General features: G+C 67.3%; 26 protein-coding genes. 16 read left to right on the plus strand and 10 right to left on the minus strand.

Features of this window, described 5'->3' with window-relative positions:
• Window positions 1-101: 101 nt before the first annotated feature.
• From OHA70_RS00610 to OHA70_RS00630, 5 genes are all read right to left on the minus strand, one after another.
• The gene (locus tag OHA70_RS00610; protein WP_328327305.1) at window positions 102-1,400 is read right to left on the minus strand and encodes an FAD-dependent oxidoreductase; all 1,299 of its coding nucleotides are present in this window, start codon (window positions 1,398-1,400) and stop codon (window positions 102-104) included.
• Window positions 1,400-2,275: an AurF N-oxygenase family protein gene (locus OHA70_RS00615; protein ID WP_328327307.1), complete on the minus strand. Its 876-nt coding sequence runs from the start codon at window positions 2,273-2,275 to the stop codon at window positions 1,400-1,402. Before OHA70_RS00615 ends, OHA70_RS00610 begins: the two co-directional genes overlap by 1 nt.
• Before the next feature lie 71 nt (window positions 2,276-2,346).
• Window positions 2,347-2,856 (minus strand): GNAT family N-acetyltransferase, encoded by a 510-nt coding sequence (locus tag OHA70_RS00620; protein ID WP_328327309.1) that lies wholly within the window; start codon window positions 2,854-2,856, stop codon window positions 2,347-2,349.
• Window positions 2,857-3,825: a zinc-binding dehydrogenase gene (locus tag OHA70_RS00625; protein ID WP_328327310.1), complete on the minus strand. Its 969-nt coding sequence runs from the start codon at window positions 3,823-3,825 to the stop codon at window positions 2,857-2,859. It lies immediately after the preceding gene.
• A gap of 64 nt (window positions 3,826-3,889) precedes the next feature.
• Window positions 3,890-5,089, minus strand: a complete 1,200-nt coding sequence (locus OHA70_RS00630) for an NAD(P)-dependent malic enzyme (protein WP_328327311.1) — start codon at window positions 5,087-5,089, stop codon at window positions 3,890-3,892.
• Window positions 5,090-5,380: 291 nt separating this feature from the next.
• Between OHA70_RS00630 and OHA70_RS00635 the strand changes: the two genes are divergently transcribed.
• The 8 genes from OHA70_RS00635 (at window position 5,381) to OHA70_RS00670 (ending at window position 12,024) form a co-directional block, all read left to right on the plus strand.
• Window positions 5,381-6,229, plus strand: coding sequence for a transporter substrate-binding domain-containing protein (locus OHA70_RS00635; RefSeq protein WP_328327313.1), 849 nt, complete (start codon window positions 5,381-5,383; stop codon window positions 6,227-6,229).
• Window positions 6,226-7,050, plus strand: coding sequence for an amino acid ABC transporter permease (locus OHA70_RS00640; RefSeq protein WP_328327315.1), 825 nt, complete (start codon window positions 6,226-6,228; stop codon window positions 7,048-7,050). Before OHA70_RS00635 ends, OHA70_RS00640 begins: the two co-directional genes overlap by 4 nt.
• The gene (locus OHA70_RS00645; RefSeq protein ID WP_328327317.1) at window positions 7,050-7,805 is read left to right on the plus strand and encodes an amino acid ABC transporter ATP-binding protein; all 756 of its coding nucleotides are present in this window, start codon (window positions 7,050-7,052) and stop codon (window positions 7,803-7,805) included. Before OHA70_RS00640 ends, OHA70_RS00645 begins: the two co-directional genes overlap by 1 nt.
• Before the next feature lie 179 nt (window positions 7,806-7,984).
• Entirely contained in the window at window positions 7,985-8,890 is a 906-nt protein-coding gene (locus tag OHA70_RS00650) for an ABC transporter substrate-binding protein (protein ID WP_328327319.1), read from the plus strand.
• A 1-nt stretch (window position 8,891) separates the two neighbouring features.
• Window positions 8,892-9,869 carry an amino acid ABC transporter permease gene (locus OHA70_RS00655; protein ID WP_328327321.1) on the plus strand — a complete coding sequence of 326 codons (978 nt, stop codon included), beginning with the start codon at window positions 8,892-8,894 and terminating at the stop codon, window positions 9,867-9,869.
• Between the two features lie 11 nt (window positions 9,870-9,880).
• The gene (locus OHA70_RS00660; protein ID WP_442913899.1) at window positions 9,881-10,651 is read left to right on the plus strand and encodes an amino acid ABC transporter ATP-binding protein; all 771 of its coding nucleotides are present in this window, start codon (window positions 9,881-9,883) and stop codon (window positions 10,649-10,651) included.
• 189 nt (window positions 10,652-10,840) lie between these two features.
• Complete coding sequence (locus tag OHA70_RS00665; RefSeq protein WP_328327325.1) at window positions 10,841-11,233, plus strand: anti-sigma regulatory factor; 393 nt, start codon at window positions 10,841-10,843, stop codon at window positions 11,231-11,233.
• Entirely contained in the window at window positions 11,230-12,024 is a 795-nt protein-coding gene (locus OHA70_RS00670) for an RNA polymerase sigma factor SigF (protein WP_328327327.1), read from the plus strand. The genes OHA70_RS00665 and OHA70_RS00670 overlap by 4 nt, the downstream gene beginning before the upstream one ends.
• Here OHA70_RS00670 and OHA70_RS00675 read toward each other — a convergent pair whose 3' ends face one another.
• Window positions 12,025-12,435: a hypothetical protein gene (locus OHA70_RS00675; protein WP_328327329.1), complete on the minus strand. Its 411-nt coding sequence runs from the start codon at window positions 12,433-12,435 to the stop codon at window positions 12,025-12,027.
• A 426-nt stretch (window positions 12,436-12,861) separates the two neighbouring features.
• On the opposite strand from OHA70_RS00675, the gene OHA70_RS00680 reads away from it, so the two are divergent.
• Entirely contained in the window at window positions 12,862-13,113 is a 252-nt protein-coding gene (locus OHA70_RS00680) for a WhiB family transcriptional regulator (protein ID WP_270137079.1), read from the plus strand.
• Window positions 13,114-13,242: 129 nt separating this feature from the next.
• On the opposite strand, the gene OHA70_RS00685 is transcribed toward OHA70_RS00680, so the two are convergent.
• A complete protein-coding gene (locus OHA70_RS00685; RefSeq protein WP_328327337.1) occupies window positions 13,243-14,718 on the minus strand; it encodes a sensor histidine kinase in 1,476 nt (491 codons plus the stop codon).
• 169 nt (window positions 14,719-14,887) lie between these two features.
• Between OHA70_RS00685 and OHA70_RS00690 the strand changes: the two genes are divergently transcribed.
• From OHA70_RS00690 to OHA70_RS00715, 6 genes are all read left to right on the plus strand, one after another.
• Window positions 14,888-15,793: a DUF2785 domain-containing protein gene (locus tag OHA70_RS00690; protein WP_328327339.1), complete on the plus strand. Its 906-nt coding sequence runs from the start codon at window positions 14,888-14,890 to the stop codon at window positions 15,791-15,793.
• 378 nt (window positions 15,794-16,171) lie between these two features.
• Window positions 16,172-16,813, plus strand: a complete 642-nt coding sequence (locus OHA70_RS00695) for an SMI1/KNR4 family protein (protein WP_328327341.1) — start codon at window positions 16,172-16,174, stop codon at window positions 16,811-16,813.
• A 52-nt stretch (window positions 16,814-16,865) separates the two neighbouring features.
• Window positions 16,866-17,387: a GNAT family N-acetyltransferase gene (locus OHA70_RS00700; RefSeq protein ID WP_328327343.1), complete on the plus strand. Its 522-nt coding sequence runs from the start codon at window positions 16,866-16,868 to the stop codon at window positions 17,385-17,387.
• Between the two features lie 46 nt (window positions 17,388-17,433).
• The gene (locus OHA70_RS00705; RefSeq protein WP_328327345.1) at window positions 17,434-17,610 is read left to right on the plus strand and encodes a hypothetical protein; all 177 of its coding nucleotides are present in this window, start codon (window positions 17,434-17,436) and stop codon (window positions 17,608-17,610) included.
• A 28-nt stretch (window positions 17,611-17,638) separates the two neighbouring features.
• Window positions 17,639-18,025, plus strand: a complete 387-nt coding sequence (locus OHA70_RS00710) for a DUF7668 domain-containing protein (protein ID WP_328327347.1) — start codon at window positions 17,639-17,641, stop codon at window positions 18,023-18,025.
• Between the two features lie 121 nt (window positions 18,026-18,146).
• Window positions 18,147-18,749 (plus strand): dihydrofolate reductase family protein, encoded by a 603-nt coding sequence (locus tag OHA70_RS00715; RefSeq protein ID WP_328327349.1) that lies wholly within the window; start codon window positions 18,147-18,149, stop codon window positions 18,747-18,749.
• Between the two features lie 47 nt (window positions 18,750-18,796).
• Here OHA70_RS00715 and OHA70_RS00720 read toward each other — a convergent pair whose 3' ends face one another.
• Window positions 18,797-19,501 carry a TetR/AcrR family transcriptional regulator C-terminal domain-containing protein gene (locus OHA70_RS00720; protein ID WP_328327351.1) on the minus strand — a complete coding sequence of 235 codons (705 nt, stop codon included), beginning with the start codon at window positions 19,499-19,501 and terminating at the stop codon, window positions 18,797-18,799.
• 57 nt (window positions 19,502-19,558) lie between these two features.
• Between OHA70_RS00720 and OHA70_RS00725 the strand changes: the two genes are divergently transcribed.
• Window positions 19,559-21,229: an FAD-dependent monooxygenase gene (locus OHA70_RS00725; protein WP_328327353.1), complete on the plus strand. Its 1,671-nt coding sequence runs from the start codon at window positions 19,559-19,561 to the stop codon at window positions 21,227-21,229.
• Here OHA70_RS00725 and OHA70_RS00730 read toward each other — a convergent pair.
• Window positions 21,137-21,766 (minus strand): histidine phosphatase family protein, encoded by a 630-nt coding sequence (locus OHA70_RS00730; protein ID WP_328327355.1) that lies wholly within the window; start codon window positions 21,764-21,766, stop codon window positions 21,137-21,139. The two genes, OHA70_RS00725 and OHA70_RS00730, sit on opposite strands and share 93 nt — an antisense overlap.
• Window positions 21,763-22,827 (minus strand): endonuclease/exonuclease/phosphatase family protein, encoded by a 1,065-nt coding sequence (locus OHA70_RS00735; RefSeq protein ID WP_328327357.1) that lies wholly within the window; start codon window positions 22,825-22,827, stop codon window positions 21,763-21,765. The genes OHA70_RS00730 and OHA70_RS00735 overlap by 4 nt, the downstream gene beginning before the upstream one ends.
• Window positions 22,828-22,897 lie beyond the last annotated feature (70 nt).

Consider the following 22,897-nt stretch of genomic DNA (forward strand, 5'->3'; position numbering starts at 1 on the left):
GATCCGGGGGGGGTTTCCCGCGGTACGACCAGCGTGCGCCAGCCTCGTTGCCCCGGTGCGACGGCAATGTTTCAGCCATGAAACGTCACGGCCGGACAATGTCACACCCGAGCGCCCGCCAGCCTCCGATTCGCCGCCGCCGTGAGCAAACTCCGCACCGTCTCCTCAGCACAAGCCCGGTTGGCCCCGATCCCCCCACGAGCCCCCCGCTTGATCCACCCAGCCACAAACTGCCCCGGCCGCCCGACCACAGCACCCGCTTCATTGGGCACGACCCCGAGCGCCTCATCAAACGGCAACCCAGGAATCGGCCGCCCGACGAAGCCAATGGCCGTGAAGAGGTTGCCCGCCGGGATGACGCCCCGGCTGGTGCTGAGCCCGACAGCCGGATCCCACGCAGTCGGCGTGGTGTCGAAGCGCAGCACAATCCGCCGCCCAGGTTCGGGCGGGCCGTCGAGCTCGTCCTTCTGGACGACCTCGACACCCTCCATGGCATACAGGTCGCGCAGCGCCGAGGCGGAGTACGCGGCAGCATCCGGGCCGCGACGGCCGAGGATGACTACCTCGGTGATGCCGCTGGTCGCGAGGGCGGTGCGGACTGCGGGTGGCAGGTCGAGGGTGGCCAGGCGGTCGGCGTCGCTGGTGAGTAGGCGGGCCAGGTCGAGGGCTACGTTGCCGTTGCCGACGATTACTGCGCGGGGGCCACGTAAAGCTACCGGCAGCTGGGTGGCGCCGGGGCGGCCGTTGTACCAGGCAACTACTTCGGAGGCGGGGCAACTACCTGCAAGATCTTCGCCGGGGATGCCGAGGCGGCGGCTGGTGAAGGAGCCGGCCGCGTGGATGACGGCGTCGTAGTAGCCCTCGAGTTCTGAGACGACGAACTCGGTGGCAGGGCGCCAGGTGACTCGGGGGTGGTCGATGATTCGGGTGAAGGTATCGACGATCTGCTTGGTCATCGGGTGGTCGGGGGCCACACCGTAGCGGGCGAGGCCGCCGATCACGGGCAGCCGGTCATAGACAGTCACCTCGGCGGTACTACGCAACAGCAGCTCCCGGGTCGCGTACATCCCGGCCGGTCCGGCGCCAACGACGGCGACCCGGTTTGGGCCGCTGGTCCAGGACGAGAAGCTGGGCGGCTCCCACGTGTCCAGATCGAGCGCATCCAACGCCGGCGTCGACGCGAAGTACGAGCGATTCAGCTCCACCTCGACCGGCGTCGCCTGCTCGGCGGGTTTGGCCGCGCCGACCGGGCACACATCCGCGCAAGCCCCACAGTCGATACAGGTCCGCGGATCGATGAACAGCCCATCGAGACCACCCGACGGATGAATGCTGTTCATCGGGCACACCGCCACGCAACTCGCGTCGGAGCAGCAGTCCCCCGAGATGACGTAAGCCATCAGCGCAACCCAGTACGCCGATAAACCCGCGTAGCCGCCGGGGTCAGCAACCCCATCTCCCCGAGGAAGTCCATCAAATTGGCGCAACTGGACCGCAGCAACGCCCGGTGATGCTCATTGGCCCGCGCCTCGCGAACCGCCCGATCCGCATCGAGACCGGCATTCGCGTAGACCGCCCGCGTCACCATGCTGCTCACGATCATGTCCGCCGCGATCGCGATCACCAGCGCACTCACCCACCGACGGGCGCCACCCGCACCGGCCATCCGCTGCCGCGTCTCGTCCCGCGCGAACACCATGTGCCGCGACTCCTCGACGACATGGATGTGGTTCACCGTCCGGACCAGCGGCTCGACCCGGCGATCGCGCATCCAGTCCCGCTGCATCACGTCGAGCACTTCCTCCGCGACCAGGATCGCCGCGTACGCCGTCTCGCCGGTCGCCACCGTCTTGAACATCCGCCCGAGCTCCCGCGCCTGCGCCCGCGGCCGGTACTCCGCGTCGACCAGCCGGCCCGAGGCCTTCGCGAACATGATCGAGTGCCGGCACTCGTCCGCGATCTCGGTCAACGCCCACTGGAACTCCGCACTGGCCGGGTTCAGCGCGTAGACATCGCGAAGGATCAACTGCTGCAGGATCAACTCGAACCAGATCCCGGTCGACGCGGTCGAGGCCGCCTCATGCCGGGTCAGCACAACGCGCTGCGCCTCGGACAGCTCGTCCCAGTACGGCGTGCCGTAGAGCGTGCTCCACTCCGGACTCAGCCCGTACCCGTCCCCGAGCGGCGCCTCCCAGTCGATCTCCGTCTCCGGATCGCGGGACAGCCGCGCCGAAGAGTCGAGCAGTCGCTGTGCGGTCTCGTCCGTACCGTGCATGAAGCACCTCCGCTAATACAACACTGTCTATGTAACATAGATCGTGTCGCAAAGCGGAGCAAGCCCCCGGGTCACTGGGTGGGACGAACCATCCTGATCTCCGGGACGCCGAAGAACGGCTCGTCCACCTGGGTACCGTCCTCGACGAACCCCTGCCGCCGGTAGAACGCCTTCGCCCGCTCGTTCCCCTCCAGCACCCAGAGGCTGGCCGCCTCCTTGCCAATGGCAACATCCAGCAGCCGGTGCCCGAGCCCGCTCCCCCACCACTTCTCGCGCACATAGATGGCGTACAGCTCCAACGGCGTCGGCGCATCCTCATCCCGCGTCGGCCCCGGCGAGGAGAACCCGATCACCCGGTCCTGTACCGCGGCGGCCGGATCCGGGTTGACCGCGACCCAGCGCAGTACGCCGCCCTCGAGCCGCTCCGTCCAGCGCTCAACACGCAGATCCAGCTCGTTGGTTTTCTCGGCCAGCCGCTCCGGGTCGACGAGTCCGGCGTACGCCTCCTGCCAGCAGGTCAGGTGACACCAGGCCGCAGCCTCGGCATCCGCGACGACTGCGCGGCGGATCTCGATCTCCATTCAGACAGTGAAGACGATCTTGCCGAACACGTCACCCGCATTAAGTTTCGCGAATCCCTCGCGCGCATCAGCGAGCGCATAGGTGCTGTCGATGTGCGGCCGGATCCCCGCGTTCGCCATGAACTGGACCAGTTGGGCCAGCTCCGCCCGCGTCCCCATCGTCGAGCCCTGCACCCGCAGTTGCAGGAAGAAGATGCGGTTGAGCTCGGCGGACTTCGGCGCCTGCCCGCTCGTCGCGCCGGAGATCACCACCGTGCCGCCCTGCTTGAGCGACTTCAACGAGTGCGACCAGGTCGCCTGCCCAACGGTCTCCATCACCGCGTCCACCCGCTCGGGCATCCGCGCGCCCGACTCGAAGGCCTCGTGCGCCCCGATCTCAACCGCCTTCGCGCGCTTGCCTTCATCGCGACTCGTTGCCCAGACCCGCAACCCGGCCGCCCGCGCGAGCGTGATCAGCGATGACGCGACCCCACCACCCGCGCCTTGGATGAGTACCGTGTCGCCCGGCTTCAGGTCGGACTGCGTGAACAACATCCGGTACGCCGTGAGCCAGGCGGTCGGCAGGCAAGCAGCCTCTTCGAAACTCAACCCAGCAGGCTTCGGTACTACGTTGGCAGCCGGCACCGCGATCTTCTGCGCCAGCGTGCCCTGGTGGACCTCGCTCAGCAGCGACCGCTTGGGGTCGAGCGTCTCGTCGCCCTTCCACGAGGGATCCGAGATGACCGCGTGCACCACCACTTCGTTGCCGTCCGGATCGATCCCGGCCGCATCGCAGCCGAGGATCATCGGCAGGTTCTTCTCCGCCAGCCCGACGCCCTTCAAAGACCACAGGTCATGGTGATTGAGCGCGGTCGCCTTGACGTCGACCGTCACCCACCCGTCAGCCGGCACCGGCTCAGGCCGCTCCCCCACCTCCAGCGCAGAGATCGGGTCGTCCGCGTCGAACCTGGCAGCGTAAGCAGCAAGCATGTCGTCCACCTTAGGTCCAGATGCGAGTTGGAGTGGCCGGGGTGCTGTGGATCCACCGGGCAACTCAGGGGCGGGCTACTCCGTCGCGGTGGGCGGCGTCGGCGACGGCTGCTGCTACGGCTGGGGCGACGCGCGGGTCGAACGGGGATGGGATGATGTAGTCCGCGCGGAGTTCGCCGGCGGGGATCAAGTTGGCCAGCGCCTCGGCGGCGGCCAGCTTCATGCCCTCGGTGATCCGGCTGGCGTTGACGTCGAAGGCACCGCGGAAGATGCCGGGGAACGCCAGCACGTTGTTGATCTGGTTCGGGAAGTCCGAGCGGCCCGTGGCGACCACCGCGGCGTGCCGGTGGGCGATGTCGGGGTGGACCTCGGGGTTCGGGTTGGCCAGGGCGAAGATCATCGCGCCGGGCGCCATCCGGGCGATGGCTTCCTCCGGGACGGTGCCGCCGGAGACGCCGAGGAACACGTCGGCCCCATCGAGCGCGTCGACCAGCCGGCCGGAGATACCGCCCGTGTTGGTGTCCTGGGCCAGTGAAAGCTTGACCGCGTTAAGGTCCGGGCGGTCCTCGTGCAGGACGCCCTTGCTGTCCACCACTGCCAAGTCGCCGACTCCTGCTTGCAAGAGGATCCGTGCGCAAGCGACCCCGGCCGCGCCCGCACCAGAGATGACGACGCGGATGTCGGAGATGGACTTGCCGGTCAAGCGCAGTGCGTTGCGCAACGCGGCGAGCACGACTACCGCAGTACCGTGCTGGTCATCGTGGAAGACCGGGATGTCGAGGCGTTCCTTCAGCCGGCGCTCGATCTCGAAGCAGCGCGGCGCGGAGATGTCCTCGAGGTTGATGCCACCGAAGGTCGGCGCCATCCGGACGACCGTCTCGACGAACTCGTCCACGTCCGTGCAGTCCAGCGCGATCGGCACCGAGTCGACGCCGCCGAACTCCTTGAACAGCAGGGCTTTGCCCTCCATCACCGGCAACGACGCGGCCGGCCCGATGTCACCGAGCCCGAGCACCGCGGTGCCGTCGGTGACGACGGCGACCACGTTGGACTTCCAGGTGTACTTGCGGACCAGCGACGGGTCCTCGGCGATCGCGGTGCAGACCCGGGCGACCCCCGGCGTGTAGGCGCGGGACAACTCGTCGGCGTTGCTCACATGGACCGAGGACGTGACCTCGATCTTGCCGCCGAGATGCAGCTCGAAGACCGGATCACCGGCGTACCGATCGGGCTGCGGGGCGGACGGAATCACTTCGGCGACCATGAAAAAGGGACCCTTCACTTCGGAAAGCAGGCAGAAGAACAGCGAGCGTGAGCGTTCGATGAGGGTGCGTCGAACGGCGCCGTTGCCAGGGGGTCACCCGTCGCTACGAGTAAACCACAGGAGGCACTGGTCCTATCTGTGAGGGTTCCCACACGGCAGTACTCCGGGTGACGATCGAGTCTCGTCCGGGCAAAGCACCCCGCACGTGACTGCCTGCTGTGCCAGGATGCGGAGCATCCGGCCCGGTACCGTCCGGACCGGGGTTCCACACCCCGTCGAGGAGTCCTAGCGATGAATATCGTCCCCACCCTCCGCAAACCCCGCCTCGCGACCGCAGTCGCCTCGGTCGCCGTGCTCGCCCTCTCCCTGGCCGCCTGTGGCGGCGACGACTCCGGCAGCGGCGGTTCGAGCGACAAGGCCAAGGAGGCCGGGATCACGCTGGTCAAGCCCGGCAAACTGACCGTCTGCACACACCTGTCCTACAAGCCGTTCGAGTACAAGGACGGCACCAAGGTGGTCGGCTTCGACGTCGATCTGCTCGACCTGGTGGCCAAGGACCTCGGTCTGGAGCAGGAAGTGGTCAGCATCGAGTGGGCCCAGGTCACCTCCGGCGCCGCGTACCAGGCCAAGAAGTGCGACATGGGCATGGGCGCGATGACCATCAACGACTCCCGCAAGGCCGCGATCGGGATCACCGATCCCTACATGGATGCCACCCAGGTGCTGCTGGTCAAGAAGGGCGCGCCGTACAAGTCGCTCGAGGACCTGAAGGGCAAGAAGGTCGGCGTCCAGGCGGACACCACCGGCAAGGACTACGCCCTCGCGGCCTCCAAGAAGGTCGGCTTCGAGGTGGTGGTCTTCAACGACCTCGCGCTGCAGACCAACAACGTGAAGTCCGGCCGGGTCGACGCCGCGGTGAACGACAACGGCGCGCTGTACTCCTTCGTCAAGGAGAACCCCGACACCGAGGTGACGGCCGAGTTCGACACCGGCGAGCAGTACGGCTTCGCGGCCAAGAAGGACGACCCGAGCGGCACCAAGCTGATCGCCAAGTTCAACGAGCTGCTCGCCAAGGCCAAGACCGACGGCAGCTACAACGAGATCTTCAAGAAGTGGTTCGGGGTTGAGCCGAAGAAGTGACCTCCACCGACACCCTCCCGGAACGGCGTCGGGGCCTGAGTCCGCGGCAGCGGGCCCGGCGCTCCCGCGGGATCCAGTACGCCGTACTGATCGTCATCGTCGTGGTGGCCGCCTTCACGGCGGACTGGGGCCAGATCGTCGATGTCTTCTTCAGCCCGAAGTTCATCAAGGACTCCTTCACCTCCGGGCTGCCCGGCGCCTTCCTGAAGACGCTCGAGTACACGGCCGGCGCGTTCGTCATCGGCCTGCTCGGCGGGACCCTGCTGGCCCTGATGCGGCTCAGCCGGGTCGCGCCGTACCGCTGGCTCGCGACGGCGTACATCGAGTTCTTCCGCGGGCTGCCGGCGATCGTGGTCTTCGTCGCGTTCAGCCTGCTGCCGCTCGCCTTCGCGAACCTGGTCATCCCGTTCGACCCGTACGGCACGGTGTGGCTGGCGCTCGGGATCGTCGCCGCGGCGTACATGGCCGAGGTGATCCGGGCCGGGATCCAGGCCGTGCCGCGAGGTCAGGTCGAGGCGGCCCGCTCGCTCGGGATGCCGCCCGGCCTGGCGACCCGGAAGATCGTGCTGCCACAGGCGTTCCGGATCGTCCTGCCGCCGCTGGCCAACGACCTGATCCTGCTGGTCAAGGACTCGTCGCTGGTCTTCATCATCGGTACGACGGCAGCTGACTACGAGCTGACCGGCTTCGGCCGCGACCTGGCCAACACGGCGTCGAACCTGACCCCCCTGGTCACCGCCGGGTTCTGCTACCTGATCATCACCCTGCCACTGGGCCTGCTGGTCCGCTGGCTCGAAGCCAAGGCTGCGAGGGCGAACTGATGACCGCTGTGGTGGAGATCAAGAACCTGCACAAGTCGTTCGGCAGCAACCATGTCCTGCGCGGTATCGACTTCACCGTCGAGGAGGGCGAGGTCGTCTGCGTGATCGGGCCGTCCGGTTCGGGCAAGTCGACGCTGCTGCGGTGCGTCAACCTGCTCGAAGTACCGGAGCAAGGTCAGGTGCTCGTCAGCGGCGAGGACATCACCGACCAGGACTGCCACCTGGACGCCGCCCGGTCCCGGATCGGGATGGTGTTCCAGCAGTTCAACCTGTTCCCGCATTTGTCCGTACTGGCGAACTGCACCGTGGCGCAGACGACAGTACTGCGGCGCAACGCGTCGACGGCCGAGGAGATCGCGCGAGGCAACCTGGATCGCGTCGGGCTGAACGACAAGGTGACCGCCTACCCGATGCAACTGTCGGGCGGGCAGCAGCAGCGAGTGGCGATCGCTCGCGCGTTGTCGATGGACCCTGCCCTGATGCTCTTCGACGAGCCCACCTCGGCGCTCGACCCCGAGCTGGTCGGCGACGTCCTGACGGTGATGCGCAAGCTCGCCCTGGACGGGATGACGATGCTCGTCGTCACGCACGAGATGGCCTTCGCCCGCGAGGTCGCCGACCGGGTGGTCTTCATGGACGGCGGCGTGATCGTCGAACAGGGCCCGCCCGCCGAGGTGATCGGCAACCCGCAGCAGGAACGCACCCGGACCTTCCTGCGCCGGGTCCTCGACCCCACCCATGTGGAGCCGAGCTAGTTGTTGCCTAGCGCAACTTGATGTCACCGTGTGTGCGCGGTCGCCGACAGTCTGTGGTGGCCGCGCACGTACGGAATGTGACGATGACTACGATCAGGTCTCCAATCCGGTCCGATCAGTGCGCAACTGGTCGAGGGCTGTGCCAAGATGCGGAAAAAGCAGCCTTGGAGGGCCTAGAGATGTCAGTTCTGCGTATGACCCTTGCCGTGTGTGGGGTCGTCGTCCTGTCCGCGAGTGGATGCGGTTCGGACAGCCTGTCGGGTGATTCGCCGTCGACGAGTACCTCGTCGAGCCAGCCGACCGCCGGTGGATCCACGGACCCCTCGCTCGCGGCGGCCCTGCCGGCGAAGATCAAGACGGCCGGCAAGATCACCGTCGGCGTCGACGCGACCTACCCGCCGAACGAGTTCCTGCAGGGCGGCAAGACCGTGGCCGGGATGGACGTCGATGTGTTCGACGCCGTCGCCAAGAAGTTCGGCGTCACCGTCGACTGGCAGCCGGCCGGCTTCGACACCATCATCACCGGTGTGCAGAGCGGCAAGTACGACCTCGGTATCTCGTCGTTCACGATCAACGACAAGCGCAAGGCGCAGGTCAACATGGTCAGCTACTTCAACGCCGGTACCCAGTGGGCCACCGCCGCGGGCAACCCGAAAAAGGTCGACCCGGCCGACGCGTGCGGCAAGACGATCGCCGTCCAGAAGGGCACCACCCAGCTCGAGGACGACATCCCGGTCAAGCAGGCCGCCTGCAAGAAGGCCGGCAAGCCGGAGATCAAGCTCGTCATCCGGGAGAAGCAGGATGCCGCCACCGCCGACGTCGCCACCGGCAAGGCCGACGCGATGCTGGCCGACTCCCCCGTCGTGCTCTACGCGGCCAAGCAGTCGCAGGGCAAGATCGAGGCGCTCGGTGACATCTACGACGCCGCGCCGTACGGGTACGTCGTACCGAAGGCCGAGACCGAGTTCGCGACCGCGCTGGCCAAGGCGCTCAAGGCGATCGATGCCGACGGCACCTACAAGGCGGCCCTGAGCACCTGGGGCAACGAGTCGGGCGCCATCACCGACTTCGCCGTGAACCCCTGAGATGACATCAGGTACTGACGACCCGCGTCCGGTCGATCCGCCCGCCACTGCGGCGGCGGACCGGCCGGGTGCGATCGAAGCCGTCCCGGTCCGGCATCCGGGCCGCTGGGTCGCCATCGCCGTGCTCGCGGTGCTGTTCGCGATGTTCGTGCACCTGGTGGTGACCAACAAGGAGTTCGACTGGAAGTTCGTCTTCCAGGCGATGAACCAGTCGCCGGTGCTCGAGGGCCTGGTCAAGGGCACCTTGCTGGTCACCGTGCTGAGCATGGTGGTCGGGGTCGGCGGCGGGGTGATCCTGGCCGTGATGCGGCTGTCGGACAACCCGATCCTGTCCGGCGTGGCCTGGCTGTTCACCTGGTTCTTCCGCAGCGTGCCGCGGTACATCCTGCTGTTCACGATGGCCACCCTGGGCATCCTGTTCAAGGACGGGCTGTCGTTCGGCTTCCCGTTCGACTGGAAGATCATCGGCTGGCTGGGGATGTCGGGTGACTGGCGGTTCCTGACGCTGGACGCCAACCAGGTCTTCACCGGCATCGTGGCCGGCGTGCTCGGACTCGGCTTGTCCGAGGCGGCGTACATGGCCGAGATCGCCCGGGCCGGCATCATGAGCGTCGACAAGGGTCAGCTCGAGGCCGCCGAGGCGCTCGGGATGAACCGTGGCAAGGCGATGCGCCGGGTGGTGCTGCCGCAGGCGATGCGGGTGATCGTGCCGCCGACCGGCAACGAGACGATCGCCATGCTCAAGGACACTTCACTGCTGATCGCCGTACCGGTGACGACCGAGCTGTTCTACCAGCTGCAGTCGATCGGAAGCGTTTACTACAAGACATTCCCGGTCGCCGTCGCCGCGACGCTGTACTACCTGGCCGCCACCAGCGTGCTGATGGTCGGGCAGTACTTCCTCGAGCGGCACTTCGGCAAGGGCTTCGGGACCAAGGCCCCGCGAGCCGCCCGGCCGGCCGGGGCAGGAGGCGCCTGATGAGCGGACCACTGGTCCACGCGGTCAACGTGACCAAGTCGTTCCACAGCAACCAGGTGCTGAAGGGCATCGATCTCGACGTCGACGAGGGCCGGGTGGTCTGCCTGCTCGGCCCGTCGGGATCGGGCAAGACCACCTTCCTGCGCTGCATCAACCAGCTCGAGACGATCGACGGCGGCCGGATCTGGGTCGACGGCGACCTGATGGGGTACACCGAGCGCGAGGGCAAGCTGTACCGGCTGCCGAACAAGCAGATCGCGGCCCAGCGGCGCGAGATCGGGATGGTCTTCCAGCGGTTCAACCTGTTCCCGCACATGACCGCGGTGGAGAACGTCGCCGAGGCGCCGGTCCAGGTCAAGGGCGAGTCGAAGAAGGCGGCCCGCGGCCGAGCGGTGGAGTTGCTCGAACGCGTCGGGCTGGCCGACCGCTGCGCGGCGTACCCGGCGCAGTTGTCGGGCGGTCAGCAGCAGCGGGTGGCGATCGCGCGGGCACTGGCGATGCAGCCCAAGCTGATGCTGTTCGACGAGCCGACGTCGGCCCTCGACCCCGAGCTGGTCGGCGAGGTGCTGTCGGTGATGCGCGAGCTGGCGTCCGAGGGGATGACGATGATCGTCGTCACCCACGAGATGTCGTTCGCGCGCGAGGTCGCCGACACGGTCGTGTTCATGGACGGTGGCGTGGTGGTCGAGTCCGGTTCGCCGGCCGACGTGATCGGCAACCCGCAACACCAGCGCACCAAGACCTTCCTGACCCGCCTCCGTTCGGAACACGAGCACCCGTAACCACTCTCTTGTTCATTCGCCCCCTTTTCACCCTCCTGGCAGTCTGTCGGCGCCCGACAGACTGTGACGAGGGTGAAAAGGGGGCGAATGAACAAGAGGGTGGGCGTGCGTTGCCGGGGTGAAGAGTGGAAGATGTAAACCGATGGGCCAGGTGCCCATCGGTTCAGCCTGCCTGGGAGGCAATGCACTGTGAGCAGCACCGGACGACCCGCCGAGGTCCGCCTCAGCATCCCCGCGGACAGCGCCTACATCGCGGTTCCGCGGTCGGTGGTCGGCAACCTGGCGGCCCGCAACGACTTCACCGTGGACGCGATCGACGATCTGCGGATCGCGGTGGACGAGGCGTGCGCGCTGCTGCTCCCGCAGGCCTCGGACGGTGTGCTGGACCTGGTCTTCGAGATCGCCCCGCCGCAGTTGACGGTGAGCACGACGGCCACCGTGCCGAACGGCTGGAAGCCGGACACCACGTCGTTCGGCTGGACCGTACTGACCGCGCTGGTGGAGTACGCCGCCGCCGAGACCGTCGACGGGCGGCTGACCATCACGGTGTCGGCGTCGGCGACCGCGTCGGAGAAGGCGTGACAGAGGACAGAACCCTGGACAGCGAGCCCCAGGAACCCGACCTACGCACCCGGACCGCCACCTTCTTCGCCGCAATGGGCGGTTCGACCCCTGGGGAACCGGCGCACACGCTCGCCCGCGACGGCCTGGTCTCCTTGCACATGCCGCTGGTGGAGCACCTCGCCCGGCGCTTCCGCAATCGCGGCGAACCGTACGACGACCTGGTCCAGGTGGCCACGATCGGCCTGATCAAGGCGATCGACCGGTTCGACTCCGAGCGCGGGGTGGAGTTCTCGACCTACGCGACGCCGACGATCCTCGGTGAGATCAAGCGGTACTTCCGGGACAAGGGCTGGGCCATCCGGGTGCCGCGCCGGCTCCAGGAGCTCCGGCTCTCGCTGACCGCGGCGACCGCTGAGCTGACCCAGGAGCAGGGCCGCGCACCGACGGTCGGGGAGCTGTCCGAGCGGCTAGGGCTGCCGGCCGACCTGATCATCGAGGGCCTGGAGTCCGCGAACGCCTACAACACGCTCTCGCTGGACGCCCCGGACCAGAACGAGGCGGACGCCACGACCGTCCTGGACGGCCTGGGAGGCGAGGACGAGGCGCTGGAGAGCGTCGAGTACCGCGAGTCCCTCAAACCGCTGCTGGCCCAGCTGGACACCCGGGAGAAGCGGATCCTGACGCTGCGGTTCTTCCGCGGGATGACCCAGTCCCAGATCGCCGACGAGATCGGCATCTCCCAGATGCACGTCTCCCGGCTGCTCGCCCGTACCCTCACCGAGCTCCGGGCGGGACTGCTCAAGGAATAGTTAGAGGACTGGGTGGTCCTCGCCCGGCTCGCGGGTGAGGGCATCCATCGACGGCTTCTGGAAGAGGGCGACCAGGACCGCGATCGCCGCGACGGCCAGGATGACCGACACGAACTTGGTCGAGCCGCCCCAGAAGCTGTACGCCATGAACAGCTGGATCAGCTGGGCGAAGACGGCCGGGCCACGGCTCCACGGCGACGTCCGGTAGAGCCCACGGGCGACGAAGAGCAGGCCGGCGCCGTACAGGAGCAGGAAGCCGGCGGTCGTCAGACCGAGCACCAGACGGTCCCTGTCGATGGTTATTGCTTCGACAATTCCGAGAACAGCGAGCACCAGGCCTTCCGCTGCGACCACAGCCGCGGCTAACTTGAGCGGGCGCGGGGCGGTGGACGGCGTCGTTTCAGTCGGCACGGGCTCCAGCGTAGTGCTGGGTGCGGAGCGGTAGTGCGCCTGGCCGGAGAGCAACCGGGACGACGACCCTCCTCCCCCGGGAGCTCAAGGGTCGGAGAACGTCAGCCCCACAGGGATTGAAGTTTTGCGTAACCCCAGGGCTGTTGGATCGGTTACTTGCAGTGAACGGGTGATCGCACCAAGGTTCCCTCGTCCGGTTTCCGGACGCGGTAAACCGTTGTGCACCGGTACGTAGTGTTAAGAGAGTGTTGTGATCGGATCGACAAGTCCATAACCCTTGTTTCGATCACCCTAGATTGGGAACATGGAGTCGTTCGTGAAAACGTTCACAACGCTCCGCACCACCCCCGTGCGAGTACAGGCGCGCTGACTGGGCACAGACCAGGCCGTCAGCGTCACAAACTACTGAGAGAGATGGGATCCGCCATGGATTGGCGCCACCGGGCCATTTGCCTCGATGAGGACCCGGAACTATTTTTCCCCATCGGCAACACCGGGCCCGCGATCATGCAGATCGAGGAGGCCAAGCAGGTGTGCCGTCGCTGCGACGTGCGTGAACAGTGCCTCGCCTGGGCGCTGGAAGCCGGCCAGGACCACGGTGTCTGGGGCGGTCTGAGTGAGGACGAGCGACGCGCTCTGAAGCGCCGCAACGCCCGCGCTCGCATCCGCACCGCCTGACCCGATTTTCGACGCAGGCCCCGCGGGATCCGCGGGGCCTTTCGATTTCCCCGGCAGTACGGTAAAAAACTCGCGTTGTTTCTGAAGAACTGTGGACTTCTCGCCACGGCTGTTCAGAAATTACGACAGCTACTCCTTGACTGGAAAGTCAAGAACGACCGTCGTGCCGGGTCCGTCTGGTCGTGGGTGGAATTCGAGCACTCCGTCGAGTTCCCCGATCACCAGCGTGCGGACGATCGACAGCCCCAGGTTGCCGGACGTCTCGGAGTCGAAGTTCGCCGGAAGCCCCTTGCCGTCATCGGTCACCACCACCCGCAGCCGCCCCACGCTTCGCTGGGCGGCCAGCTCGATGGTGCCGGTCGGATGCTCCGTCGACCTGCTGCTGAAGGCGTGTTCGACCGAGTTCTGCATCAGCTCGGTGAGCACCATCGCCAGCGGGGTCGCGACCTCGGAGTCCAGCACGCCGAAGGTACCGGTCCGGCTGATCGTCACCTCGGCCGAGATCGTCGACACATCGGCGACCATCGCGGCGACCCGGTCGGCGACATCGTCGAAGTCCACGTGCTCGTCGAAGGACTCCGACAGCGTCTCGTGCACGATCGCGATCGATCCCACTCTGCGGACGGCTTCGGCCAACGCAGACTGGGCTTCTGGCACGGTGATGCGTCTTCCCTGCATTCGCAGTAACGCGGCGACGGTCTGCAAGTTGTTCTTGACGCGATGATGAATCTCCCGGATGGTCGCCTCCTTGGTGACCAGCTCCCGCTCCCGGCTCCGCAGCTCCGTGACGTCGCGGAGCAGGATCAGCGCGCCCACGTGTTCGCCGTCGGCGCGCAACGGGATCGCGCGCAGGAACAGGGTCGCGTCGGAGTTCTCGATCTCGATCTCCTTGGCGGCCCGCCCGGTGAGTACCGAGGCGAGCACGTCGTCCACCTTCTGGCCGCTGTGGATGAGTTCGCCGGTGATGTCCTTCAGCCGGCTGCCGACCAGGTCGGTGACGAGTCCCATCCGGCGGTACGCGGACAACGCGTTCGGGCTCGCGAACGTCACCATGCCGTGACGATCGACCCGGATACAGCCGTCCCCGACCCGTGGGGTGGTGGAGAGCAGTCGCTCACCGCCGTACGGGAAGATGCCGTCGGTGATCATCCGGGCCAGGTCGGTCGCGCTCTGCAGGTAGGCGATCTCGAGCCGGCTCGGGGTCCGTACGCCGAGCAGGTTGGTGTTGCGGGCGATCACCGCGATGACGCGGGCGCCCCGGCGTACCGGGATGGTCTCGACCCGGACGGGCACGTCGTCGCGCCATTCGGGGTCGCCCTCGCGGCAGATCCGGCCGGTGTCGTAGGCCTGGTCGAGCAGTGGGCGGCGGTCGCGCGGTACGAAGCTGCCGACGATGTCGTCCAGGTACGCCGTGGGGCCGGTGGTCGGCCGCATCTGCGCACCCGCCCAGAAGCCGAGCCCCTCGGTGTCGGGCAGCCAGAGCACCAGGTCCGCGAAGGACAGGTCGGCCAGCATCTGCCAGTCGGACACCAGCAACTGCAGCCGGTCCAGGTCCGCCTGGTCCAGCGTCGTGTGGTTCCGCGCCACATCGCTCAAGGACGGCACGGCCCTGAGCCTAGGGCATGGGCAGTGGCTGGTATGGCGGGCCGGTGGGGCTGGGCCTGGGGCGGCTGGGTACGGGGTGGTTGCCGATGTCGGGGCTGGGCAGGCTGCGGCTCGACAGGATGGGGTGGATGGGTGTTGATTGAGCAGGTTCAAATGAAAGGATGCCTTGGTGGAGTCGACGTACTGGCAGGACGTGATGGCCGCGGACTACGCGGTACCCCGCGATCGTGCGCTGACCGACCTCACCGAGGAGCTCGTCCGGGGCCTCGCCAGCACCAACCCGCAGGTGCGGGACGCGCTGGCCTACCCGACCCTGGCCACCTGGCTCGAGCGCGGGGTCTACGACGACCTGCTGCCCGGTTTCGGTGACGGTCTCTGCGCCGGACTCGCCTACGGGCTCGGCGAGGACGGTACCGACACGGTGTTCCGGCGCTCCTTCACCGCGCTGACGCTGGCGGAGGTGATCCATCGCGACAACGCCGAGTTCCTCGTCCACGACGAGGTGGTGATGCGCTGGGGCGACCGGCTGGCCACCTGGCTGCTGCGCGAGCGCGACCTCCGTGGGTATGTCGCCGACTGCGGCTGGGCGCATGCCGTCGCGCATGGGGCTGACGCCATCGGCGCACTGGCCCGCTCGCGGCACTGCGACGCGGGGGTGCTGCGGGCGCTGCTCGACGTACTGGCCGACCGGATCGTGAAGGAAACGCAGTACCGGTGGGTGCACGAGGAGCATGACCGGGTCGCGCATGCCGTGATGACGATCCTGCACCGCAACATGCTCACCAGCGACGAGCTCGAGCGCTGGCTGAAGCCGGTCGCGGCGACTGCGGCTCAGCAACCGCTGATGCACGAGACGTTGCCCGAGTGGCCGACCCCGAACGTCTTCAACGCCCGCAGCGTCCTGCATGTCCTCCTCAGCCAACTGGCAATCGGCGTCAAAGGCTTCCCCATCCCCGGCGACGACGAACTCTTCGGCCGCCCGATCGAAGCACGCGCCGACATGCTCCTGATGCTGACCGAGGCCGTCCGAGGCTCCCAGCCGTACATCTACCGACCTGCCGCCAGCAGTAGCTGAGGTACTCCCCCACGCCTGCTCCGCCGTCCGCTCCTACGTCGCGTCCGCGTTCGCTAGCTCCCACCCACCCAGAAGCGCGGCCTCCTCCGTCGGCCGCTTGTCGAGAGCGACGGATGCCAGCCCGGCGCAGCCCAGCTGTTGTGGTTGGCAACGGCTGGCCAGCCCTTCGCAACGGGGTGCTGGGGTTGGCCGACTGGTGAGGCTCAGCCCAGGGGGCGTGGTGGATGTGGATGGGTTGGCACCTTGCTCGCCGTGCAGCGTAGGAAATCCTCTACACCGGACCTGTCGGTGACTAGGATTTCCTACGCGCGCCACGCCATAGGCTGCGGCCGGTGAGTCGCGCTCCGACCGTCCGACTGTCGTAGAGAGTTGCATCTGATGACTGTCGCCGTGTCCTGGTCCCGGTTGGCCGGCTGGCTCGCTGCCCACCAGCCGGCCACGGCAGAGCTGATCAACTCACCCGCGACGGCGGTTGACCTCCGCTACCTTGAGGCCGCTGTCAACCGGCCGCTTCCGGGTGACTTGGTCGAACTGCTCGAGCTTGCCGACGGTACGGAGCATCGCGCGGTCCGGGGGTCGCTCATACCGACGCTCTACAACCTCGTACCGGTGAAGGACATGTTGTCGGCGCGGCAGATGCTGCAGGAGATCCAGCGTTCGATCTACGGGCCGGGACCTTGGTCTGGCGAGGGCGATCGCGCTGGGCGACCAGCGACCGATTGGCTCGACAGCTTTCTGCCGATCGCGCAGGCGGCTGATACCGGCTTCCTGTACGTCGATCTGCGCGACGGCGACCAGTTCGGATGCATCTGGGAGTGGTACCCGGAAGGTGGCGGGCAGTCGGCACCGCGGTGGGGCGGTGTCGGCGAGATGATCGAAGATGTTGCGGGTGCATTCGTCGACGGGCGTCCGGCCCTCCAGGCATACACAAGCGGAGCCGTCTGGCCGGAGAAGCGACTCCCGCCTCAGCTGGTGGAAGTGGACGATGGGCGCCTGCAGTGGTTCGCAGTACCCGACTGAGCGGCCGGCGAGGAGCACTACTGCCCCCTTGACGGTCGGTAGGTTGGGCTAGGTGGAGAGGCTATTGATTGCACCGACTGTTGGGCTGCATGTGGAGTGGTTGGAGGCGCATGCGGAGTGGGGGGCGGGGGTTCATGAGGATGGGTTTGGGGTGGGGCCGTCCGATGAGGTTGAGTCGGCTGAAGGGTTTGCTGCTTGGGTTGCTGGGTTGGCTGCTCGGGCGGATCGCGCGACTGTTCGATGGATTGTTGAGGACGGGCGGGTGCAGGGCGGGATCGCGCTGCGGCATCAGTTGAACGAGGTGACTGGGCATATCGGCTATGGGATTCGGCCGTCGGCGCGTGGGCGGGGGCTGGCTACGTGGGCGTTGGGCGAGATGCTCGATCACGCGAGCAGCTTGGGCATGGGTCGGGTGATGCTCGGCTGCCTCGGCGACAACGTGGCGTCGATCAAGACCATCGAGCACCAAGGCGGAGTTCTCGCAGAGGTCGTGGACAAAGGCGATCGGTCGGTACGCCGGTACTGGATCGGCCTCGTCGAGCGTGGAGATGGCAGGGGGACGCCGGTCAGTTGATCTCGAACTCGTTGCCTTCTGGATCGGCCTTGACGCGTTGCGTCTGATGGCGAGGGAAGAGCCGCGGCCGCCGCTCGCGTTGACGTCGATGTGGATGCGGTTCTTGATCGACTTCTCCTCGGGTACGACCTGGAACCAGATCCGCGGCCGCTCACCCTTCGGATCCGCGATGCTGTCGAACCCGACACCGAGCTCATCCTCGGGCACCCCGATCGACCGGTAGAAGTCGTCGCGCGCACTACAGTTTTCAGATGGTCGAGGTCGTGGTGCCGCTGAAGGATGACGTCCAGACTGCCGTGCCGCACGTTTGGCGAGACGCTCTTGCCGCGATCGTCGATTCCCTCGTTCAGGGAGACGCCCGCATCGGCCAGGGCATCGCGAACGTTGAGCCGGTCTCCGAGGAGCGCTCGAACCTCTGTCGCGAGATCGTCGCGAACTACGGATCGGCGACCTTGATCCGATTGCCGGAGGCAACCTGGAACAGCTCGGTCGCGAGGTGGCAGGGGGACCGCTGGGACTGTCTCGTTGACCTCTGGACCGCGGAGGACGGTCGCAGCGACCTCGTCCTCGAGCTCGCGGTGTTCGAGGATCGCGAGACGGGCTTTCACTATCGTCCGCAGCTCGTTTACGTCCCGTAGCCGAAGCTCCTGGCCAGCCCCGGCCGGTGAAGTCACCAGATCTGGTGACGACGTCGGTCGGTGGGGGCGGCGAGAGTGGAGGCATCAGCGGAGCCGCAGCACATCTGAGGAGAGAGACACCATGGGCAAGGTAGTAGCGCAGGCGAACATGTCGCTCGACGGGTATGTCGCCAAGCAGGACAACAGCATCGGGCGGTTGTTCGACTGGCTGCAGAACGGCGAAGTCGAAGTACCGACTCCTGCTGGAGATTTCGCCCTCCACCTGACGCCGACGAGCTCAGAACACCTGCGGCAGTGGGTGTCCTCGCTCGGCGCACTGGTTTGCGGGCGGACGCTGTTCGAGGTGGCCGAGGGGTGGCAAGGGCGCCACACCTTGGATGTTCCTGTCGTCGTGGTGACGCATGAGGTCCCTACCGACTGGGTCGAGGCGCACCCCGAGGCGCCGTTCACCTTCGTGACTGAGGGCGTCGCGGCTGCGATCGCTCATGCCCAGACGATCGCCGGCGACCGGGTTGTCGCGGTCACCGGTGGCACCATCGCCCGGCAGTGCCTGGAGCTTGGGCTGCTCGACGAGGTGGCCGTAGACCTCGTCCCGGTGGTCATGGGCGAGGGTAACCGCCCCTTCTTCGGCAAGCTCTCCGCTGAGGACGTACTGCTCGGCAACCCAACCACCTGCGTCCAGGGCGACCACGTCACCCACCTGGTCTTCCCAGTGGAGCGCTAGCAGCCGGTACCCCGTACGCGCCGCCGGTGGGCGCGTACTGGAGGGGATCAGCGGCCGAAGCGGGTTGCGAGGCCGTCGAGGATGCAGGTCAGGCCGAAGGTGAAGTCGACGTCGGGGTCGGGCTCCTCGGCCTCGTGGACGCGACGGGCGAGCATCGGGTGCTCACCCGCCGCGAGGACCTCGGTGATGTACGGGCCGTGGCTGTGCTGCCACTGCTCTTTAGTGAGGCCACTGCGCTGCTCGGCAAGCAGAGCGGCTTGCTCGCTGGCTACTGAGCCCAGCACGTACGCGCGCACAGTGCCAAGCGCCTGCGCTGCCCGGGTGATGTCAGGCGTGAGCGCAACAGCGGCCCGCAGCGCCGCTTCAGACCGCCGCAACGAGTTAGGGCCGAGCGACGGCCTGCCCGTCAGCTCCCCCGCCAGCCACGGATGCCGCAACAGTGTCGTCCGCAGCCCATACGCAACCGCAGCCAACCCCACCCGCCAGTCCCTGGAGTCCTCAGGAAGAGGGTCCTCGCCCTGGACTGCGTCGATCATCAGGTCGATCAGTTCGTCGCGGTTGGTGATGTAGCGGTAGAGGGTGGCTGTGCCGGAGCCCAGGTCGCCGGCGACGCGGCGCATGGAGACCGCCTCCAGGCCTTCTGTGTCGGCGACGGCCAGGGCGGCTGCGACGTACTGGTCGACGCCCGGTGCGCGTCGGCGCGGCTCGGGGCGTTGCCGGGTCCACACCAACGAGGGAACGGGTTCGGTCATCGGAGCTGGTTCCTTTCCTCGTTGACCGCCATCGTAGCTTATGGCTACGGTGTAGCCATGACGGAGACAATGTATCCAGAAGTACCGGTACTAGTCGTCGGCGGAGGTAGCGTCGGCCTGCTCACCGCGGCCCTCCTCGCCCACCACGGCGTCCCCGCGGTACTAGTCGAACGCCGGTCCGGCCCATCGATCCATCCACGCGCGACCGGCATCGGAGCCCGTACCGTCGAGATCCTCCGCGAACTCGGGCTCGACAAGGCCGCGGACGCCGTCGCGGTCGACCTCCAGGGCGCCGGCGCCGTGGGCAAAGCGGTGGCGCGGACCGTCGTCGAGATGGGTGCAGGCGACGTCGCGACCGTCCCCATGCCCACCTCGCCCGCCGGCGAACTGGACGTGACGCCCTTCAAGCTGCGTGGCGTCTGCGCTCAGGACCGGCTCGACACCGTGGTCGCGGCCGACCTCGTACGCCGGGGAGCCGACCTGCGCTGGTCGACCAACCTGGTCGCCATCAAGCAGGACTCCAACGGGGTCGACGTCGAACTGGAAGGCCCCGACGGCCGCTACTCGCTGCGGTGCCAGCGGGTCGTCGCCGCGGACGGCGGGCACAGCGCGGTACGGACCGCGCTCGGCATCGGTACCTCCGGAGCGGGCGACCTGGGCAAGTCGATGATCAATATCCTGTTCCGCGCCGACCTCCGACCACACCTGCAGGGAACGTCCTTCGGCACCTGCACGATCACCACGCCCGACGCGCCCGGCCTGCTGGTCACGGTGGACGGCGAGTCGACCTGGGTCTTCCACGTGGCCTGCGATGTCGACGCCGGCGAACGCCCCGAGGACTTCACGCACGAACGCTGCATCACGATCATCCGGGCGGCCGTGGGTGATCCCGGCCTCGGCGTCGAGATCCGCAGCGTACTTCCGTGGCGACCCCGGAGCTCGCTGGCCGATCGGTTCGCCGTCGGCCGGGTGTTCCTCGTCGGGGATGCCGCGCATACCGTGTCGCCGCTGGGCGCGTTCGGGCTCAACACCGGCGTCGCCGATGCCCACAACCTGGCGTGGAAGCTGGCCGCTGTGCACCACGGTGAGGCAGGCGCCGGTCTGCTCGACACCTACGCGCAGGAACGCGAGCCGGTCGCGGCGGCGACGCTGGACCAGGCAATGCGCAGAGTCGCCGACCCCCAACTGCATTGGGGCCGTGGACCCGAGGCCGACGCGGCGAGGGCGGCTGCGGGTGTTTGGGCGGCGCCAGTCGTGCACCTCGGCCAGCGGTACGACTCGGCCGCCATCGTCGATCCACGGCCGGAACTCCCTTCCACAGTTGACCTTGCGGCGGCTCTGGACGGTACGCCGGGCTCGCGGGTCCCCCATGCGTGGGTCGACGGGGTCTCGACGCTAGACCTCGTCGCGTCCCGGTGGACCCTGCTGGTTGGTCCCGCGGCCGACCAGTGGTTCGCAGCTGCGGCCGAGCTGGGCGTACCGGCGTACCGGGTCTCTGCGCCGTGGCTGACCGACGACGGCGCCCTGCTCGTACGACCGGACGCGATCGTCGCGATGCGGGTCACCGACCCAACCCCGGACCCAACACGCTTCCTCGCCACCGCCCTGAACCAACTACTAGCCAGGCCGATCACCTCAGAGTCCTTGCAGGTGGTCGATTTCGTTGAGAGACACGACCTGGTGACTGAAGTGAGTGTCGTTGCGCAGCAGAGTCGTAATACTCCCTGACTTGAGCGGGAAGAAGCCCCGATCGGTAGCCATCATCGGCATCCCGATCCAGGCCGCGATCAGATAGCTCGACGCGGATCCGTGGGACACCACGATCTGGTTGGCGACCGGCCGACGAATGATGTCATCGAGCGCCGGATACAACCGCTCAACCAACGCCAGCCGAGTCTCCGCACCAGCCGGCCCATCGTGATGCCCAAGCCGATCTCCGTACTCCGGCAACGGAACCCGCCGCTCCTCAAGCCAAGCCTGCGGCCGCCCATCAGCCTCCCCGTTAGACCTCTCCCGAAGCCGAGCATCAACCTGTACGCCGACCGAGAACCGGCAAGCAATCCGCTCCGCCGTCTGACTGGCCCGCCGCAAATCGGAAGAGTAAACCTCAACCGCCTCCGACCCGATCCTGCCCGCCAACACCGAGCCAATCCGCTCAGCCTGCAACAACCCACGACCCGTCAACTCCGAGTCGTACCAACCTCCGACCAGCCCGTCGACGTGATGCTGCGCCTCAGCATGCGTCACCAAGTAGATGCGTCTCACTTCGGTACTGCGATCGTCGTGATGACGGCCCGGTGGTCGGAGCCTTCCATCTCGTAGGTCTGGAACTTGCCGGGGAGGATTCCGTCGGAGATGACGACGTGGTCGATCTGGGTGCGGAACAGCACCGGGCGGTTGGCCGGCCAGGTGCCTTGGAAGCCTTCGCCTACCGACGGGCCGACGCTCTTGCAGTGGCGGCCGAGGGCGGCTCGGAAGTCCGCGTGGTCGACGGTTGCGTTGAAGTCGCCGGCCACCACAGTCGGGGAGTCCGCCGCGCACCAGTCCTTGACGACCTGCAGGTCCTGCTTCCAGATCGTCACGTCCTTCGGGAGCGGCGGATACCCGTGGTACGCGATCAGCCGGAGCTTCCCCAGGTTGCCGCCGGTGATGATGATGTGGCCGAACTGGGTCGTGGTCTGCTGAACCGGCCCGATCGTCGTCGCGCCGGGGTCGCCGGCGCCGGGTTTCGTCGTACTGGGTTGCTGGGAGTTGACCCGGCCGGTGTCGAGCTTCTCCGAGTCGAAGTGGACGTTGCCGAGCTCGGCCGAGACCAGCACGCTGGTGGCGCTCTCGACCTCGGCGTTGGCCTGCTGGGTGTAGCCGTAGTAATGCAGTCCCTTGAGCTGAGCCTCGATCTGCTGCCGTACGTCGACCTGTGCCTCGGGCAACGAAACGATGTCCGGCCGGTGCGCGGTGATCAGCTTGGCCACCTCGCCGGGATCCGCTCCTCCACCCAGCACATTGGCGACCATCACCGTCAGCGCCCGGGTACCGGCCGGCGGCGGCGTCGGATCGGAGAACTTCCGCGGCGCCAGCAGCCCGCCACCAACGAGGGCCAGCAGGATCACCAGGCCGGCCGCGATCCGCCAGTTCCAGCGGAACAGCATCGCCAACCCGAGTACCAGGACAAGTACCAGGAGCTGCGGACGGAACGCCACCACCTGCGTGAACGGCGTGACCTCGTCGAGCCCGTACAGCTCCGGATACAGCGGCAGGGCAACCACCAGCAGGAACAACACCGACAGCACGACCCGCCGCAGGTTCCAAGCCGCATCAGTATCCATACCCCACCCTGAAGGTCTAGTCGCTGTATGTCGCCGAGCGGTAGCGTTCACCGCGCCCTGTGTCCCGAGG

Source organism: Kribbella sp. NBC_00382 (assembly GCF_036067295.1).
Classification (GTDB): Bacteria; Actinomycetota; Actinomycetes; order Propionibacteriales; family Kribbellaceae; genus Kribbella.